This window comes from Haloarchaeobius sp. HME9146 (genome assembly GCF_025399835.1).
Taxonomy (GTDB): Archaea; Halobacteriota; Halobacteria; order Halobacteriales; family Natrialbaceae; genus Haloarchaeobius.
This window is the reverse complement of record NZ_JAODVR010000001.1, coordinates 1291584-1309198: the sequence shown is the minus strand read 5'-3', so window position 1 is coordinate 1309198 and position 17615 is coordinate 1291584. Positions and strand designations below refer to the sequence as shown.

General features: G+C 70.0%; 18 protein-coding genes. 14 read left to right on the top strand and 4 right to left on the bottom strand.

Translation table 11 applies throughout. The features are described 5' to 3' along the window. The first annotated feature begins 33 nt into the window (after window positions 1-33). From N6C22_RS06665 to N6C22_RS06630, 8 genes are all read left to right on the top strand, one after another. Window positions 34-1863: a type II secretion system F family protein gene (locus tag N6C22_RS06665; protein ID WP_303647685.1), complete on the top strand. Its 1830-nt coding sequence runs from the start codon at window positions 34-36 to the stop codon at window positions 1861-1863. Next, window positions 1860-2585, top strand: coding sequence for a hypothetical protein (locus N6C22_RS06660; protein WP_261650313.1), 726 nt, complete (start codon window positions 1860-1862; stop codon window positions 2583-2585). The genes N6C22_RS06665 and N6C22_RS06660 overlap by 4 nt, the downstream gene beginning before the upstream one ends. Continuing rightward, window positions 2582-3070 (top strand): hypothetical protein, encoded by a 489-nt coding sequence (locus N6C22_RS06655; protein ID WP_261650312.1) that lies wholly within the window; start codon window positions 2582-2584, stop codon window positions 3068-3070. Before N6C22_RS06660 ends, N6C22_RS06655 begins: the two co-directional genes overlap by 4 nt. Further along, complete coding sequence (locus N6C22_RS06650) at window positions 3070-3756, top strand: hypothetical protein (protein ID WP_261650311.1); 687 nt, start codon at window positions 3070-3072, stop codon at window positions 3754-3756. The genes N6C22_RS06655 and N6C22_RS06650 overlap by 1 nt, the downstream gene beginning before the upstream one ends. Further along, on the top strand, window positions 3749-4180 hold the full coding sequence (locus N6C22_RS06645) for a hypothetical protein (RefSeq protein ID WP_261650310.1): 432 nt from the start codon (window positions 3749-3751) through the stop codon (window positions 4178-4180). The genes N6C22_RS06650 and N6C22_RS06645 overlap by 8 nt, the downstream gene beginning before the upstream one ends. Continuing rightward, window positions 4177-4719: a hypothetical protein gene (locus N6C22_RS06640; protein ID WP_261650309.1), complete on the top strand. Its 543-nt coding sequence runs from the start codon at window positions 4177-4179 to the stop codon at window positions 4717-4719. The genes N6C22_RS06645 and N6C22_RS06640 overlap by 4 nt, the downstream gene beginning before the upstream one ends. Window positions 4720-4842: 123 nt before the next feature. Continuing rightward, window positions 4843-5064, top strand: coding sequence for a hypothetical protein (locus N6C22_RS06635; RefSeq protein ID WP_261650308.1), 222 nt, complete (start codon window positions 4843-4845; stop codon window positions 5062-5064). Between the two features lie 190 nt (window positions 5065-5254). Continuing rightward, the gene (locus N6C22_RS06630; RefSeq protein ID WP_261650307.1) at window positions 5255-6235 is read left to right on the top strand and encodes a MoxR family ATPase; all 981 of its coding nucleotides are present in this window, start codon (window positions 5255-5257) and stop codon (window positions 6233-6235) included. A gap of 74 nt (window positions 6236-6309) precedes the next feature. Here the strand turns inward: N6C22_RS06630 and N6C22_RS06625 are convergent, their stop codons facing one another. The 4 genes from N6C22_RS06625 to N6C22_RS06610 are packed head-to-tail and all read right to left on the bottom strand — an operon-like array spanning window position 6310 to window position 9795. Beyond that, on the bottom strand, window positions 6310-7023 hold the full coding sequence (locus N6C22_RS06625; protein WP_261650306.1) for a hypothetical protein: 714 nt from the start codon (window positions 7021-7023) through the stop codon (window positions 6310-6312). Further along, window positions 7020-8294 carry a DUF58 domain-containing protein gene (locus tag N6C22_RS06620; protein ID WP_261650305.1) on the bottom strand — a complete coding sequence of 425 codons (1275 nt, stop codon included), beginning with the start codon at window positions 8292-8294 and terminating at the stop codon, window positions 7020-7022. The genes N6C22_RS06625 and N6C22_RS06620 overlap by 4 nt, the downstream gene beginning before the upstream one ends. Further along, entirely contained in the window at window positions 8291-8899 is a 609-nt protein-coding gene (locus tag N6C22_RS06615; RefSeq protein WP_261650304.1) for a hypothetical protein, read from the bottom strand. The genes N6C22_RS06620 and N6C22_RS06615 overlap by 4 nt, the downstream gene beginning before the upstream one ends. Beyond that, window positions 8896-9795 (bottom strand): DUF4129 domain-containing protein, encoded by a 900-nt coding sequence (locus tag N6C22_RS06610; protein ID WP_261650303.1) that lies wholly within the window; start codon window positions 9793-9795, stop codon window positions 8896-8898. Before N6C22_RS06610 ends, N6C22_RS06615 begins: the two co-directional genes overlap by 4 nt. A 141-nt stretch (window positions 9796-9936) precedes the next feature. On the opposite strand from N6C22_RS06610, the gene N6C22_RS06605 reads away from it, so the two are divergent. The 6 genes from N6C22_RS06605 to N6C22_RS06580 all read left to right on the top strand — a co-directional run bounded on the left by N6C22_RS06605 (window position 9937) and on the right by N6C22_RS06580 (window position 17615). Beyond that, window positions 9937-10896, top strand: a complete 960-nt coding sequence (locus N6C22_RS06605; protein WP_261650302.1) for a polysaccharide deacetylase family protein — start codon at window positions 9937-9939, stop codon at window positions 10894-10896. After that, window positions 10883-11668 carry a formyltransferase family protein gene (locus tag N6C22_RS06600; protein WP_261650301.1) on the top strand — a complete coding sequence of 262 codons (786 nt, stop codon included), beginning with the start codon at window positions 10883-10885 and terminating at the stop codon, window positions 11666-11668. Before N6C22_RS06605 ends, N6C22_RS06600 begins: the two co-directional genes overlap by 14 nt. A gap of 198 nt (window positions 11669-11866) precedes the next feature. Beyond that, window positions 11867-13972: a GAF domain-containing protein gene (locus tag N6C22_RS06595; RefSeq protein ID WP_261650300.1), complete on the top strand. Its 2106-nt coding sequence runs from the start codon at window positions 11867-11869 to the stop codon at window positions 13970-13972. A 37-nt stretch (window positions 13973-14009) separates the two neighbouring features. Then, window positions 14010-14774, top strand: coding sequence for a helix-turn-helix domain-containing protein (locus tag N6C22_RS06590; protein WP_261650299.1), 765 nt, complete (start codon window positions 14010-14012; stop codon window positions 14772-14774). An 89-nt stretch (window positions 14775-14863) separates the two neighbouring features. Then, a complete protein-coding gene (locus N6C22_RS06585) occupies window positions 14864-15850 on the top strand; it encodes a glycosyltransferase family 2 protein (protein ID WP_261650298.1) in 987 nt (328 codons plus the stop codon). Window positions 15851-15893: 43 nt separating this feature from the next. Continuing rightward, window positions 15894-17615: a hypothetical protein gene (locus N6C22_RS06580; RefSeq protein ID WP_261650297.1), complete on the top strand. Its 1722-nt coding sequence runs from the start codon at window positions 15894-15896 to the stop codon at window positions 17613-17615.

The following is a 17615-nucleotide window of genomic DNA, read 5'->3' as shown; positions in this document are numbered from 1 at the left end:
CGCGACGGACTCCTCGACCGGCTCTGTTACGCGCTGTTCTCGCGCCACGCCGACCGGCGACGCCACGATGCCGACCGGAAACGGTACCGGGCGACGGCCATCGACGTGCCGTTCGACCTGTACGTCTCCCGGGTGTACGCCGGGTCGTGGCTGGTCGGCCTCGCGTGTGCCGCGTTCGGCGGCTGGCTGACGCTGGCCCTCGGCGACCGCGTCATGACGACGGTCGTCGACTTCCTCGCCGCAGGGGTTCCGGTACTCGCGCCCGGAACCGTCCCGTCGCTCCCGCCACTCGCGCACGCGCTGGCGGTCGCCCTCGTCCTCGGTGGCGGTGGCAAGTGGGTGACCCGCCTGTTCGGCGGTCGATACCTCAAGTGGGTCGCCGCGGCCCGCCGGACCGACATCGACCGGACCCTGCCGGGTGCAGTCCGATACCTTCGGGCGCTCTCGACCGGCAGCGACGACCAGCGCGACATGCTCCGCAAGGTCGCCGACAACCGGGAGGCCTACGGCGAGACGGCAGTCGCCGCCCGGACGGTCCTGAACAAGGCGGCGCTGACAGGCAGTCTCGACGCCGGGTTGCGAATCGTCGCCCGCGACACGCCCTCGCGCGACGCCCTGGCCCCGTTCCTGCTGAAGTTCCGCGAGCACGCCGACCAGGGGGCCGCGGAGCTGACCAGCTACCTCCAGATGGAGGCGCGGATGCTCGGCCACCGCCAGACCCGGGACCGCGACCGCGCCGAGGGCTTCCTCGAACTGCTCGCCGAGCTGTTCATCGTCCTGCTCGTCCTGCCCGCGCTGCTCGTCATCGTCCTGACCGTGATGAGCGTGCTGACGCCGGGACTGAACCAGCCGACACCCACGCCCGTCGGGCCGGTGACCGCGCGCCAGCTCATCGTCTACGGTTCGGCCCTGTTCGTTCTCGTCGTGGGCTGGTGCGCGGCCAGTCTTGTCGGCCACCTCCGGCCCCCGAACGGCGTCCCGAGCTACCGGCGGCCCTCCGGCGTTCTCCAGACACTCGCGACCGCCACCACGAATCCCGCCAGTGCCGCAGTCGTGTGGGCGCTCCCGGCCCTGCTGTTCGTCCTCGTCGTCTTCGTATTGGGCGAGCGTCCCGTCTCGGCCATCCTCCTCGGCTACGTCGCCTACGCGGTTCCCGTCGGGGCGGTCGCGATGCGCCGTGCCGGCGTCGACGACGCCAAGGACCGAGAGATCAAGGACTTCGTCCACGCCATCTCGGGCCACATCGCCCTCGGGCGACCCTTCGCGGAGGCCGTCTCGCTGGTCGCCCGGGACGTGGACCTCGGTGCGCTCGACGCCGACGTGGCAGACCTCGCGTTCAACGCCACGCTCACGACGCGAACCGGGGACCTCCGGGCGCAGGCGCTGGCGCGGTTCGTCGACCGGGTGGGCACGCCGCTGGCCGAACAGACCATGGGCCTCGTGACGGGCGCGCTCGACGCCGGCAGCGACGTCGAGACCGTCTTCGACACGCTCCAGACCGAGGTCGGCCGCCTCTACCACGAGAAGAAGGCGTTACAGAACGCGATGTTGGTGTACGTCGCGGTCGGCTGGACCGTCGCCCTCCTCATCGTCGGCATCATGATCGCCGTCAACACCTACGTGCTGGACAGCTTCGCCCAGCTCTCGGCGGTCTCGACGCCCGGGACGGGCTTCGCCCTCGACCCGAACGCGGTCCAGGTCGACCGCGAGCACTTCCGGTTCTACGTCGTCACCCAGGCGACGATGCTCGCCAGCGGCTGGTTCGCCGGGATGGCGAACCGCGGCTGGTACGACGCGCTGTTGCACTCCGGCTCGCTGGTGCTCGTCGCCCACGTCGTCTTCCGGGGGGTGGGGATGGTATGAACGGAACGACGCGCTCCTCGCGAGCCATGTCCTCCGTCATCGGCGTCGCCCTCTTACTAGGCATCACCGTCCTTGCCCTCGGCGCGCTGACCGCGAGTATCGGGCTGGCAGTTGAGAACGGGGCGGCCGCCGCGGACGCCAGCCGCGTCAGCGATGGACTCGACAGCGCGCTCAGACCGGTCGAGGTGACCGGGAGCCACGTCGGCCGCATCCAGGCCACCGACGGGACCCTCCGAACCGTTCCTCGAACTGTCCGGCTGCTGAACGACTCCGCGACCGTGGCAACCGTCGAGGCGGACGCCCTGGTGTACGAGTCCGGCAGCCACCGCGTCGCCTTCCTGGCGGGTGCCATCGTCCGCGGCGACGGCCCGGGTGCGCGCATGGCGCGTGACCCACCGGTCGTCGCGAGCGCCGGCGGCGACGTACTCGTCGTCGGCGTCGCGACGCTCGACGAGTCGGCCGCGATGAGCCTCGCCGGCCACCCCGTCTCCCTCCGGACGAACGTCTCGCACGACCGCCGGCAACTCCGCGCCGACGAGTACCGGCTGGCTGTCGAGACGACCACGCCCGCGGCCTGGCGCGACTACTTCGAGGACCTCGGCGCGACGGTGACGAGCCGCGACCTCGACGGCGACGGGACCGAGAGCGTCGTTGCGACGTTCCCCGGCGAACGAACGGTGTATCTCGTGGTCCACGACCTCTCGCTGGAGGTGGGCGAATGAGGGACGTGCTCGTCGGCACCGGTGACCGTGGAACCGACCGCGGTCTCTCGCCCGTCGTCGGGAAGGTGATGGAGACCAGCGTCGTCCTGCTCTACCTCGGCTTGCTCACGACGACGCTCTATGCAGGTATCGTCCCGGACTACCGGGCGGCGACCGGCGACGAGGTCGCCGACCGGACGCTCTCGGCGACGGCCCAGCGCGTGGAAGCGGCGGTTCCGCCGAACGCGTCCCACGTGGCCGTCAGGCGAACCGTCGACCTGCCCCGGACGATTCGCGGCGACCCGTACGAGATTCGAACCGAGGGGAACCGACTCGTCCTGGTGCACCCGGACCACCGCGTCACGAGCGAGGCCGTGCTGGCGCTCCCGGAACACGTGACCAGCGTCGAAGGGAACTGGTCGAGTTCGACGCCAGCCGTCCTGGTCGTCGCACAGGACCCCGATTCCGATGGGGTCATCGTGCGACTCGAAGGAGGTGAGCGCTGATGCGGCTCGTGAGCGAGCGCGCGCAGGCGAACCTCGTCGCGCTCGCCGTGGGCCTCCTCGCACTCACCGCGGTCCTCGGCGTGGCGCTCGTCGTCGCCGATAGCGCGCTCTCGGGTGCGGACCGCGAGGCCGGCGAACGCCGGGTCGCGGTCTCGCTGTCGGACCGGCTGGTCGCCGCCGATGGCCCGGTCTCCGCCCGGGCGAACGTCCTCGACGCGACCGCTCTCGATGCACTGGATCCGGCCACGCTCGGCCGCCAGTTCCCCGTCGCCGACGGCCACGACGTACGCATCCGCCTCGGCGACCGCACGCTCGTCGAGACCGGCGACGTGACCGGCGGGACCACCATGCGCCGAATCGTGCTCGTCGAACGCGAGACCACCGCGACACTGACCCCGAACCTCACCGCGGACGGGTCGGTGACGCTCCCGCGCCGGACCGACGACGTGACGCTCCAGGTTACGCCCCCAACCGGAGTGTCGGTCACGACGGTCCGTGCGAACGGGCGCGTGGTCCTCCACGACCCGGCCGGGATTCGCGGGACGGTCACCGTCCCCGTCTCTCGCTTCGAGACGACGACGCTGGCGTTCGACGCATCCGGGACGCTGCCGACCGGAAGCGTCGACGTGACGTACTACCCGACACAGACCACGAAGGCCGTGCTGGTGGTGACCGTCGATGCGTGAGGTCGGGCACCGCCAGCGTGACCAGCGCGCCCAGCTCTCCTTGCCGGCGGTCGAGGCCGGCATCGGCGTCCTGCTCGTCCTCGGCGTCGTGACGATGTTCGCCCTGCCCCTCGCCGACGCGGACACCCGGCAGGCGCAACTCGACGCCTACGCCGGCGACACCGCGAGCGTGCTGTCCGGCGAGCCACCCCGTCACGACGGCACGACCCGTCTCGCGGAGGTCGCGGCCTCCCCGGACTCGTTCGACCGCGAGAAGGCCGCACTCGACCGCCGGGTGGACAGGATACTCCCCGAGAATCTGCTCTACCGGGTCGAGACACCCCATGGAGCCGTGGGGTACCGGCCACCTGCCGGGACGCCCGTCGGTGTCGCGACGGTCCCCACCGGCAACGGCGACGTGACGATCCGAGTGTGGTACGTATGAGGAGGGCAGGAATCGACGGCGGACGAGGCCAGCTCGTCCTCGCCGCCGCGGGCGTACTCGCCATCGCCCTGCTCCCGCTCGCGCTCGCCTACCTGCAACTCGGGGCGCATCCCGACGTGGTCGCGACCGGGGAGACCGGGACACCGGTCCACGACGGCGTGGCCGTCCTGGAACGCGCGGTTCACGAGGCCGGCAGCGACGCCACCGGCCGGCCGTGGGCAGCGCGCGACGCCGCGGTCGCACAGGTTCGAAGCAGTCTGGAACCCCGGTTCGCGACGCTCGAGTCCTCGCAAGTCGCCCAGGGCATCGCCTACGAGGTCGCGTACAACCAGACGACCGCGCAGGCGTGGGCCGCCTCGGAGTGTCCGCGCGGGCCACGGCGACAGTTCGGAAACTGCGAGGCAGCGGACGGCGTCGTCGTTCAGGAGCGGGCTGGCGAGACCACGGTGCTCGCGGTCGCGGTCGACCTTACCGTCACGACACGCGAGGGGGTTTCGGCGGTGACGGTCGTGGTGCCGGTGGTCGGTGGTGGACGATGACCCGTCGACCACGCTCTCATCGACGTGCTGCACTCGACCGCCAGTCGAATACCGGGACAGACGCTGCATCCAGCAGTACCTCTATGTGTACGCGGACGGAACACGTCAGCAAGAACTGCGCCCATGGAAGGTGAGGAGACGCCGATCCCCCCGTACGCCGAGGACTCGCTCGACATCCTCTCCGAGGTCATCCCGGACGACCAGTCCGGAATCGACGAGGCCGACGCCCGCGAGGCGCTCGTCGACGAAGGGTTCACACGGGCCGACGCCGTCGACGCGCTCGAACTGCTGGAGATGCGTGGCTACGTCTACCGGGTCGACAGCGAGGTACGGATCACCGACTGAGCCTCGCCCGTTCTCGCGCTCGCGCCGCCCACCGACGAGGCGTTCCTGTCACGACCGGCCTCACCGCGCCCAGGAACGAGGCTTATCTCGGTGCTAACCAGCTCGGCCTGGTCGTGGGACGGTTCACCGACGCTCCCGCGACCGCCATAGGCGTCGCATAATAAGAAGGGGTCGCGGGCAACCGGCGGGTATGAACGTCGACGAAACAGGCCGTCTCGCAGAGGACGTGCTCGCGGAGGTGTCGCGTGCCGTCATCGCCGACCGGACCGTTCTCGAAACGATTCTCACCGGCATCGTCTCGCGCGGCCACGTCCTTCTCGAGGACGTGCCGGGGACCGGAAAGACGCTGACTGCGCGGAGTTTCGCCGCCGCGCTCGGGCTCTCGTTCTCTCGCGTCCAGTTCACGCCCGACCTCCTGCCGGCGGACGTGACCGGAACCTACGTGTACAACGAGCGGACGGGCGACTTCGATTTCAACGAGGGGCCGCTGTTCGCGAACATCGTCCTCGCCGACGAGATCAACCGCGCGTCGCCGAAGACGCAGGCGGCGCTGCTGGAGGCGATGGAGGAGAAACAGGTGACCGTCGACGGGGAGACGTGGCAGCTGCCGGACCCGTTCTTCGTCATCGCGACGCAGAACCCCGTCGAACAGGGCGAGGGGACGTTCCCGCTCCCGGAGGCACAGCAGGACCGCTTCCTCGTGAAGACGAGTCTCGGCTACCCCGAGACCGAGGGCGGCGTCGAGATGCTCATGCGCCGGGGGGAACGCGACGAACAGCAGCCACAGGCCCAGCAGGCCGTCGCTACCGAGGACCTCCAGGCGATGCAGGCGGTGCCGGAGCGCGTCGACGTCACCGAGGACCTCGCCCGCTACATCACGGAGGTCGTCGAGGCGACGCGGGAGGACCGCCGGGTGACCGTCGGCGTCTCGCCGCGCGGGGCGGTCCGGCTGTACGAGATGGCCCGCTCGTGGGCGGCGCTCTCGGGTCGGTCCTACGTGATACCGGACGACGTGAAGGACGTCGCCCATCCGGTGCTCGACCACCGGCTCGTGCTCACGCCGGACGCGCGGGTGAACGACGTGACGAAACGCGCGGTCGTCGAAGATGTGCTCGACGAGGTGCCGGTGCCGCGGGTGAACCGTGAGCCAGCACCGTCTGCGCGACCCTGAGTCTGCTTCTTCGTCTCGTTTCGAACGGTCTTCGCCGGGTTCTCACCGAGTCCTCCCCGGGTCCTCCCAGGTCCTCACTCGTGCAGCGCCGCGGTCAGCACCACGACCGCGACCAGCAGGAACGCGAACTGCGTGAGTGGCAGGCCGGGGGTGCCGAGCCCCTGTGCGACGCGGCCGAGACCGACCGTGATGGCCCCGACGACGAGCGTCCCGAACAGGTGGACGGACTCGACCGGCCACGTCGTCGGTTCCTGGCCGAGCTGCTCGCCGACGTTGACTGCGGTCTCGCCCGCGTCCCAGGCGACGACCGCGGCGACCCCGGCGACCAGCAGTGAATCGAACGACGCCTGCTTGGTGACGCCCGCGACCAGCACGGCGAGGAAGACGAACCCGCTCCCGAGCTTGAGGAGCGTCCGGGTGCGCTTGCCCCGGCCGGGTGCCAGCCCGATGGCGACGAGGAGTGCCCCGAGGAGTGCGGGGGCGACGGTGGCGAATACGGTCGCCCGGCCGACGCCCGTCCACGCGAACACGATTGCAGCCCCGACGAGAGGGACACCGAGGCTGGAGACGACGAAGCCGAGGAGTCGCGTCCAGCGCCAGGCGACCCAGAGCCCGAGGGTGAACAGCCCAACGCCCGCAGCGCCGAGGAGCATCGTCGAGTCGCGGGCCACGCCGAGCAACGAGAGGCTGGCGAGCGCGGCGACCACCGCGACGACCGTACTCAGCATCGTCGGGCGGTAGGTCACCGAGACGGGTGTCGGCGGCGCGGTCGTCGTGTCCGTGCTCACGCTGGAACACCCCGGGAGTGCGCGCGTGCGCCCTGTGTCGCCAGCGCGGCCTCGAGTGGTTCGTCGCTCCGCCACTCGCTGGTCGGGATGCCGGCACCGCGGAGGGTCCGGATCCGCGCCGCCCGCTGGACGCTCGCGAGTCGTTGCCCGACCGTCTCGTCACCGGTCACGTCGGGCGTGACGACGGTGACCGCGTGGCCGTACTCCTCGAGTCGCCGTGCCGTCTCGACGATGTCGTCGTCACACAGCGGCGAGAGCAACACGACCTGGGTGCGCTCGGTGAGCCGGTGGCGCAGGTCCGCAAGGAGTTCGGTCGTATCTGGGGTCTCGTCGGGTTCCTTCGAGGAGAACGCCTCGTGAGTCGTCAGCAGCCGCTGGATGCTGGCGCGGTGGGTCGGACCCATCCCGACCGGGTGCCAGACGAGGTCGTCGTAGAAGGCGGCGACGCCGACCTGGTTGCGGTCGGCGGCGAACGCCCCCACGATCTGTTCGGCCGCGGACGTACACAGTGCGACCGCGTGGGGATGGTCGGGACGCGCCCGGTACGCGGCGGGGCGAGCGTCGACCAGACAGACGACGCTCGCGGCCTGCTCGGTCCGGAACTCGGTCGTCGAGAGGTCGCCCGTCCGGGCGTACCGGTTCCAGTCGATGCGGTTCAGGGGGTCGCCGCGCTGGTACTCCCGGGTGCGATGGAACTCGACGCCGCTGCCACCGGTGTCGGAGACGACCTGCCCGCTCCGCGCGAGCGTCTGCGACCGGGCGGTCACGCCCTCGATTCCCTGCGTACAGTCGATCTCGGTCGAGGCGGCGACCGTCGTCTCGACCTCGTGTTCGCCGCTGAGGTCGCGCGAGACGACCGTCGCGGGGTCGAAGGGGTATGTCCCGCGCTTGGCTTCGACGGTGTAGGAGAACGTCGTCGACCCGCCCGCACGCAGGCTCGCACCGTGCCGGGCCATCCCGTCGGTCACGGTCAGCATCTCCGGGACGCCGTCGACCAGCCGGAGGTCCGGCAGTGGCCGGTCCCCGGTGTTGGTGACCGTGACGGTCACCTCGACCGGGTCGCCGTGGTCCGGGTCCTCGTCGCTCAGGGCCCGCTCGATGGCGAGGGATGGCTCTGGTGGGGACGTGAGTCGCGGGTACGCCGCGTAGACGACGCCGAGGAGCGACACCAGGAGCACGTCGGGGCGGTTCGCGACGACGCCTATCGTCATCGCCACGAGCGAGATGGAGACGACGCCGCGCCACCGACGGGTGGTCCGGGTCCGGCTCATCGCGACCGTCCCCCGGTGTCGGCGTGGTCGACGATGGTCCGGGCGGTCCGTCTGGCGCGGGACTGGAAGAGGGAGTCACCGCGCGCGAGGGCTCGCAGCCGGGCCGTGAGGGCGCTGTCGGGCGACCCGTCGCGCTCCATCGCGAGGAAGTCGGCGACCGTCTCGTCGTCGGTCCACGACCCATCGTCGACCTGTTCGGCCGCCTCGTGGCGGCTCGCCCCCGACGTGTGTGCGACCACGTCGACGGCGGTCCCGCGGAGTTCCTCGCGAACCGCTTCGCGCCGGTCAGCTGGGACGTAGGGGACCACGAGGAACCGGTCCTCGAGCGTCTCGTCGAACCGCGTCCCCGGCGCTGGCATCGCGAGCGACCGCTCCGGGGTCGGCATCGACGCCTGGTCGAGCGTGCTCGCCCGTGCCGAGAGCAACACCGGGATGGCGAGGAGGAACCCAAGCGCGGCGACCGCGGTCGCGACGAGGTAGTCGTTCCCGAGCAGTTCGAGCAGGGCGTCCGCGACGGGTGCGCCGAGGTCGGTCCCGAGTGCGGTGATTCCGGCGACCAGTGCCAGCACGCCCAGCACGCCGGCGAGCAGCCGACGCCGGTTCATCGGTCGCCCCCGGTGTGCTGGCCGCCGTGGCGTGCACGGAAGCGCTCCAGCCCGTCCGTGGCCCGGCGGCGGCGGTCCTCCGTCACCGGCTCCTCGCCGTAGCGGACCTCCTCGAACGGTTCGGTGAGCGCCGCGATGGTCTCCTCGTCGACCCCCTCGTCCCGGGCGGCGTCGGCGCATTCTCGAGGTGCACAGGCCCGGGCGTCACCCAGCCCGAGCGCTTCGACGAACTCGTACCAGGCCTCGGAGACCTGGTTCGTCGGGTCGGGCCGGGTCGGTGGCTCGCTCGGCTCCTCGTCGGCCACCGGGTCGATGAGGCCCCAGCGTTCCAGCCGCTCGCGGAGCACGGCACCGAGCCGGTCGCGGTGTCGAATCCCGAGGGCGACCAGTCCGAGCGCGACTATCGCCGGGACGAGCGCCCGGAGCAGGTCGAGCAGTGCCGCCAGCAACGCGAGCAGCTTGTCGAGCAGACTCGGGGGTGGCGTCCCGGGGCCACCCGCCTGCTCCTCACCGGCTCCCAGACCGGTGTCCTGGCCCTGGTCGGCCGAGGAGGACCCACCGGACCGGTCGCCGGCCCCGCTGTCCGCCCCGGTGCTCTCGCCGTCGCCACTGCCGGCGGTCGTCTGGTCCCCGTCGCCGGGTTCCGCGGACGACTCCTCGACCTGTCCGTCACCCGGCTCCGCGGACGACGACGACGTGTCCGGTGTCCCTTCAGACTGTACCTGCGACTTGAGGCTCACTGCGCTGTCGGTGCCGATGGGAATCCCGGTCTCGTCGAGGTCGATGACCTCGTCCGGGTCCGTCGTCACCGACGACTCCAGCGACGTCGCCGCCGTGCTGATGGCGAAGACACAGCACAGCGCGACGGCGATGGTCAGGAGTGACTCCCAGTTCATGTGGTTCGTTGCAATCCGAAGCCACGTGCGGGGATTATTATGGGCAGAGTAAGCCAGGCTACGCGGCTGATAACGAAACCACGGGGACGCCAAGGAGCGAGTGATGACCAACACGAATCGACACGGCCGGGTGAGCTGGCGATGAGCACCGTCACCCTGAGCCTCGAAGTCGAACTCGGCTGGGGCGTCCACGACATCGACGAGTACGAGCGCATCAGCGAGGACCGCCAGTGCGAGTCACGCTACCTCCGTCGCCTGCTCTCACACTGCGACGACGTCGACATCCCCTTCAGCTTCGACGTCGTCGGACACCTGTTCCACGCCGCCTGCAGTGGCGAACACCGCAGCCCCCACGAGGACGGCTGGTTCGACGAGGACCCCGGGACGGACTGGCAGACGGACCCGCTGTTCTACGCCCCGGACCTGGTCGCGGACATCCGCGACGCCGAAACCGACCACGAGATCTGCACCCACTCCTACTCCCACGTCTCCTGTGACGAGGCGAGCGACGAGGCAATCCGCTGGGACCTGGAGGAGGCACAGCAGGTCCACGAGCACGTCCTGGGCGAGCGGACCGTCTCGTTCGTCCCGCCGAAGCACGAGCAGCCGCCGACACACGTGCTCCGCGACGCCGGCATCGAGATCATCCGGATGCACCGCAGCGATGGCGTCTCGAAGCCACGGAAGTACAAGCGGCTCGTCACGGGACCGCACCCGGAGTTCTCGCCCCCCGTCACCATCGAGGACGACGTCGTCGTCACCTACTGCACGGAGTACCCATCGCTGACCTCGGCGCTGTTGCCCTCGGGTCGCCGGGACACCCACCCCGCGTTCAAGTACCTCCCGTTCGACACCGCCAAGCGCCAGCAGCTCCACCGCCGCTACCTCCGACAGACCGCCGAGCAGGCGCTGGAGACGGACACGCCGGTCCACCTGTGGGCGCACCTGTACGACCTCTCGAACGAGGCGCAGTTTCTCGCATTGCGGGACTTCCTCACCGACCTCGCGGCACTGGAGGCACAGACGGACCTGGAGGTCCTGACGATGGCCGAACTGAACGACCGCGTCAGAGCGGAACGACGGGCCCATGTCGTCGTCTGAGCAGCCCCGCGCCGGCGTCTTGCTGAGCGGCGAGACGGTCCCGCGCTGGATGGCTCGCGCGCTCCAGCTCGTGGAGGTGGAGACGAACGCGACCATCAGCCGACTCGTCATCGACGACAGCACGACCGAGCGCGGTCCCGTCGACACGGTCCAGCGCCTCGTCGACCTCCGCGAGTGGGCACCGTTCGCCGCCGCCATCTCGCTCCGGTCGGACCCGTACTTCGCGGAGTCCATCCCCATCGAGGAGATTCCGGCGCTGACCGACGCGAAGCGGACGTACTGCGAACCGGTGGACACCCCCGGGTTCGGCCAGGAACTCCCCGAAAGTGCCGTCGCCGACCTCGAACCGCTCGACGTCGCCATCCGGTTCGGGTTCGGCATCCTCGTCGGCGACGCGCTGACCGCGCCCACGAAGGGCGTCCTCAGCTACCACCACGGCGACCTCACCGAGTACCGCGGGCAGCCCGCCGGGTTCTGGGAGTTCGTCCACGACGAGCCGTCCGCGGGAATCACCGTCCAGCGCATCACCGACGAGCTGGACGCGGGCGAGATATTCGCGTACGAGGAGGTCGACATCGACGACGCGGACACCTGGCGCGACGTGCGACGCCGACTCTACACCACCTCCGAGCCGATGCTCGCGCGGGCGACGCGCAAACTCCTCTGGGGCGACGACCCCCGCGAACCGGACGAACTCGGTGACCTCTACACGCTCCCGAAGGGCAAACCGGTGCTCTCCTACGCGGTCAAGACCGCGAAGGGGTACCTCTGAGTTCTCGCACCGACGCCCTCGACTCGACGCCCGGTTCTGCCGCCGCGACGGCCGACACCGACCGTTTATCGGACGGGTAAACCGCCATATCCGGCGGATAATAAGGACAGTTTCTCTCCAACCACCGACCGATATGGGCGCTACAAGCTTCACCTGTGCCGACCTCGACACCGGGTCCGTAACCGGGGTGACCCGACCGTGAGCCGGGACGCCGCCGTCAGGTCCCGGTCGAGCACGCCGTGTTTCCTGCTCGTCGGGAGCGAGGGTCGCCTCGAACCAGCGCTGCAGACGCTCACCGAGAACTTCGACGACCCGACCCTGCTGACCCACCCGTCGGTCGACCCGGGGTCGGACTGGTCCGACGTGGCCTTCGACGTCGACTGCATCGTCGTCGACGCCGAGAGCGGCGGGACGCGGCCGGGCGCGGCCATCGAGACGCTCTCTTCGGAGTTCGACGACACGCTACTCTACGCCGTCCTCGACGAGGAAGGGCCGTTGACCGTCGAGGAGGCGCTGTCGCACGGCGCGACCGACGTGGCCTGGCACGACGTGACCGGGTACGAGGTGTTCGCCTCCCGGCTCCGCGGGGCCATCGAAGAGGACGCGACCCACCGCTTCAGCTCCGCCACCAGGCAGGCACCCGAGCACGTCGCCGCGGGCAGCGTCGGCGACGTGTTGAACGGCGGGACGCCGCTCGAGGTGAGTCGCCGACTCGTCGAGACCGCGACCGACCTGCTGGGAGAGGCGACCGTCGAACTGTACCTCCACGACCAGCGGACGGAGACGCTCCAGTTGACCGCCTTCTCCAGTGGACCACGGACCGGGAAGCCGCCGTCCTCGTACGCGCTCGGCGAGGGGTCCGCCGTCGCCAGGGCCTACCTGACGGAGGAGACGCTCATCCGCGACCCCGACGACGGGTTCACCGACGAGGACGGCGACGGCCGGAGCGTAGTCGTCCCGGCCTGCGGTATCGGTGTCCTCGTCGCGACCGAGCAGGGGTTCGACGTGCGGACCATCGAGACGGCGCGACTGGTGGCTTCGCTGGGGGAGCTCGCGTTCGGCTGGCACACCGACCCGCCGTCGACCGAGTCGAGCCCACCCGCGGGGCGTCTCGGTCACGCCGACGGCCTGACAGACCTCGCCGACAGGGTACGGTCCATCGAGCACGAGCTCGTCCGGACCGAGTCCCGGGAGGCCGTCGAACAGACCCTCTGCGAACGGCTGAACGGGTTCGACGACGTGACCCTCGCGTGGGTCGGCGAGACCGAGACGCGGACCGACACCATCGCGCCCCGGTCGTGGGCCGGCGACAGCGAGTACATCGAGACGGTCTCCATCGACGGGTTCGACGAGGAGACCGCGACCGGTACACCGGCCGCCCGGACCGCCGCCTCCGGGACCGTCACCGAGATCGCCGGCCTCGACGAGGCTGCCGCCGACGCGGACGCCGCGTGGCGGACCGCCGCCCGGGAGTGCGGCCACGGTTCCGTCCTCAGCGTTCCCCTGACGTTCGACGGCATGGCGTACGGCGTGGTGACCGTCTTCGGGACCGACGCCGACACGTTCGACGGCGTCGTGGGCACGCTCGTCCGCGAACTCGCGACGACCGCGGCGTACGCCATCGACGCGATGGTGGGCCGGGAGCGCCCGCTGACCGACCACCGCCTGCGACTCGACTGCCTGTCCAGGTCCGCGACGACCCTCCTCCCGCGGCTGGTCCGGGAGCTCCCGCCCGCCCTCGAGCTGGAGTCCCTGTTCGCCACACAGCAGAGGGCTCGCGCGTTCTTCGACGTCCCCGACGAGCACGTCGACGCCTTCGAGCGCATCCTCGCTGACGACCCCGACGTGGCGTCGTTCAGCTGGATCGGCAGAGAGGCCGAAGTGTGTCACCTCGTCGTGGAGGACCCGATACTGGCGACCGTCGCTGCCGCGGACGGGAGCGTCCACCGGCTGGAAGACCGGGACGATGCCGTCCAGTTCACGGTCGAGGTGCCGGCCGAAACCGACGTCGACGACCTCCTGTCCTCGCTCGACGTGGGTGGCGACGACGTCGAACTGCTGACCCGTCGCCGGACCGCGGACTCGGTTCGAACCGCCGAGGGGGCCCGCTCCGACGTCGAACGTCGGCTCTCGGACCGCGAACTCGACCTCCTCCGGCTCGCCCACGAGGCCGGCTACTTCGACTGGCCACGCGAGACCAGCAGTGCCGACCTCGCCGACCTCGCGGGTGGCTCCCAGTCCACGGTCAGCAAACAGATCCGCGCCGGACAGGCGACGGTCATGGACGAGTTGTTCGACGGATGACGGGGACGAACCGACGTGAGCGCCACGGGAGTGACCCATGAGCTCTGAGGACACCGCCGAAGAGCCGGCGTGGGAATGGCGCGAGAGCCCGTTCATCGTCGACCTGGCCGAGGAGGACGCCGAAGCGGTCCCACGACTGGTCGAGACCGACTCCTCGCCCCTCATCGCCGAGGTGCACCTGGTCAACCCGGACCTCCTGTTGAGCCACTGCATCGCCACGGTCCCCGGGGTGACCATCAGGCCGGAGTACCAGACGGTCCTCGACAGCGAGGTCAAGATATTCTTCTTCACCGTGACCGGCGACGCGTACGACGACTTCGAGGCGGCGCTGGTCGAGGACCACACCGTCGCGGACCCGACACTCGTCTCCGAGAAGGACACCTACCGGGTGTACCGGGTGCGGCTCCTCCCCGACACCCAGCCGATAACCCCCGCGACGGCCAAGCTCGACATCCGGGTCGTCGACGCCAAGAGCAGCGACGGCGGCTGGCTCGTCCGGCTCGAGATTCCGAACCGGGAGGCGCTCTTGCGCTTCCGGGACTTCTGTGACGACGAGGACGTCCACTTCTCCATCCGCCGGCTCTACACCGATACGTTCGCCGAGGACGCGTTCCTCGGCCTGACCGAGACCCAGCTGACCACGCTCCGGACCGCGTTCGACACCGGGTACTTCGACGTGCCCCGGCGCATCTCCCAGCAGCAACTCGCCGACCTGCTCGGTATCTCCACCTCCGGCGTCTCACAGCGCCTTCGGAGTGCCCTAAGCCAGCTCATCGAGCACACCGTCGCGGAGGACGACTGAACTGCCACGGGGGCGGGACGGACCGGCGAGAACGTCCCGCTGGCTTAACCGGTCGATAACAAACAGCCCCCGTTACGAAGGGCGAGTGAATGCCGAAAGTCAGCGTCATCATCCCCACGTACAACCGAGCCGACACCGTCCGGCGGGCCATCGATAGCGTCCTCGCACAGACGATGTCCGACCTGGAGTGTCTGGTCGTCGACGACGCGTCGACCGACGACACACAGGCTGTGCTGGACGAGTACGACGACTCCCGGCTCCGAACGTTCCGCCACGACACGAACCGGGGTGGGAACGCCGCCCGGAACACCGGGCTGGCGAACGCCGACGGGGAGTACGTCGCCCTCCTCGACTCGGACGACGAGTGGAAACCCGAGAAACTCGAGCGCCAGCTCGACAGGCTCGACGCCGAGTCCGACGACTGGGTCGCCGCATACTGCGACTGGGAGTACGACCTCGACGAGTCCGGCGAGAGCTGGAAGCGAACGGTCGCGGCCCTCCTCGACCGGTTCGACCGGGACTACCCCACCGAGGGCGGGGCCGACGACATGGTCCGCGAGATCCTCGCGGACAACCTCCACACGGGGGCCGGCTCGACGCTGCTCGTCGAGACGGCCGTCGCCCGCGACGTCGGCGGCTTCGACGAGGACCTCGACCGGTTCCAGGACACCGAGTTCGCCCTCCGGGTCGTGAAGGCGGGCAAGCTCGCACACGTCGCCGAGCCCCTGATGATCCGCCACGACACCGGGAGTCCCTCCGCCGAAACCTACCGCGACGCGAACGAGGAGCTCCTCTCGAAGTACGACGAGGAGGTCGCCGCTATCGAGGCCGACGGGCGCGACATCCGCGGCCAGCGCAACCTCTTCGTCGCGAAGCACTTCCTCGCGGAGGGCCGCCCGGTCGGCAGCCTGCGCCACCTCCGGCGGGCGTCCGTCGACGGCCACGAGGTTCCCGGAGTGCTCGCGTCGGCGGCCCGTGGCCTGAACCGCCGCAAGCGGAGCGTCGCCATCGCCCTGACGCTGGTGCTGGCCGTGACGCTCGGCTACACACTGACGCGAGGCACCGACAGTGCGTGAACCCAATCCCACCATGTTCGGCCACGGCGAACCGGTCCGTTCGATGGACCAGCCCACGGAACGCACCGTCTCGTACTCGAACGACAAGGAGCTGTTCGGCGTCTTCGGTGACCGCGACGAGTTCGACGCGAACACCGGCGACCGGCGGTTCGACGCGATACTCGACGGCGAGGGCGTGACCGTCGGGGTCAGAAGCCCCGGCCTCGGCATCCCGAACCGCACCTCGGTCGCCGACACGGCGGACGGAATCTGTGCCGTCTGGGGCGAGGCCTTCACCCCCGATGGGCGGTCACAGCCGGCCGCGTCGTGGCTCCTCGAAGCGTACGCCGACCGCGGCGTCGACGCGCTCCGCGACCTCAACGGGTCGTACCTCGCCGTCGTCGAGCACGACGACGAGGCCATCGTCGCGACCGACCCCGTCCGGTCGTGGGCCTGTTACTACACCGACGACCCCGGGACGCGGGTGTTCGGGACCGACGCGACGGCGGTCGCCCAGACCATGGTCGACCCGACCCGGAACCGACAGGCCATCGGTGAGTTCCTCCACCTCGGGGTGACCCTCGGCGAGAAGACCGCCCTCGAAGGCCTCCAGCGAGCCCCCGTGGACTCGTACGTCACCGCGACGGACGTCGAAGCACTCGACCGGTTCGTCCACGACCCAGAGGAGTTCGATTACGTCGACGAACTCGCCGACCGGCTCGAACGGGCGATGGAACGCCGGTCGCACTACCCCGGAACCAAGGGGATGATGCTCTCTGCCGGGTACGACTCCCGGCTCCTGCTCTCCCAGATTCCCGACATCGAGGTCGCCTACACCGTCGGCCACCCACAGGCACAGGAGACCCAGGGGGCGCGTGCCCTCGCGGCCCAGTACGACACGGAGCACGTCGCCTTCGAGCCGTCCCGGCGCTACCTCGAACCGACCGACGAGAAGGTCCAGTACACCCAGGGGGTCAAGGAGTCGCTCCACATCCATCACGCGGGCTACGACGACGAGATCGAGGTGGATACGATGTACCACGGCCTGCTGTGTGACACCTTCCTCACCGGCCACTTCCTGAAACAGGACTACGTCCACGGGTTCGGGAAACGGCTCCCGCTCCCGCGTCTCGACCCGGACCCCGACCCGGTCGAGGCCCTGCTCGACAAGTTCGGCTACGTGGAGGCTGGCTCCGACGACCTGGCCGAACACGCCGGCATCGTCGACGACCCGCATCGCTTCGTCCGCGACGCCGTCCAGCGCGAGGTCGAGAAGGTCGCCGACCGCGCCGACGACATCCAGAACGTCATCGACGTCGCCGGCATCAGCAACCAGCCGTCCATCCCGTTCCGACGCCACCTGTTCGACAACTACCTCGAGTCCTTCTTCGTCCTCGACACCGAGCTCATCGACTGGCACCTCTCGGCTCCCCCGGAACACCGCAACACGCAGACGTTCCTCGACGCGTGTCGCCAGCTCGATTCGAACATCCTCGACACCCGCCCCCCGGACCGGCCCCACGACTCCGTCGTGTTCAACGAGGTCGAGGGGTTCCTGCGGCGACAGCTGCCGCTGGTCACCTCCTTCGAGTCGGCGTGGCCGGACCGCCACGACATCTTCGAGAAACACGACATGGACCAGCACCTGTTCCCGAACGCGTCACACCTCCACGAACTGCCGGTGCGTCACAAGCTCCGGGTCTCCGACGTCGTCGACTGGACCGCGATGGCGACCGGGACCGACCACGCCGGCCCGCACTGGCTCGCCCGGCCAGAGACCGTCTGA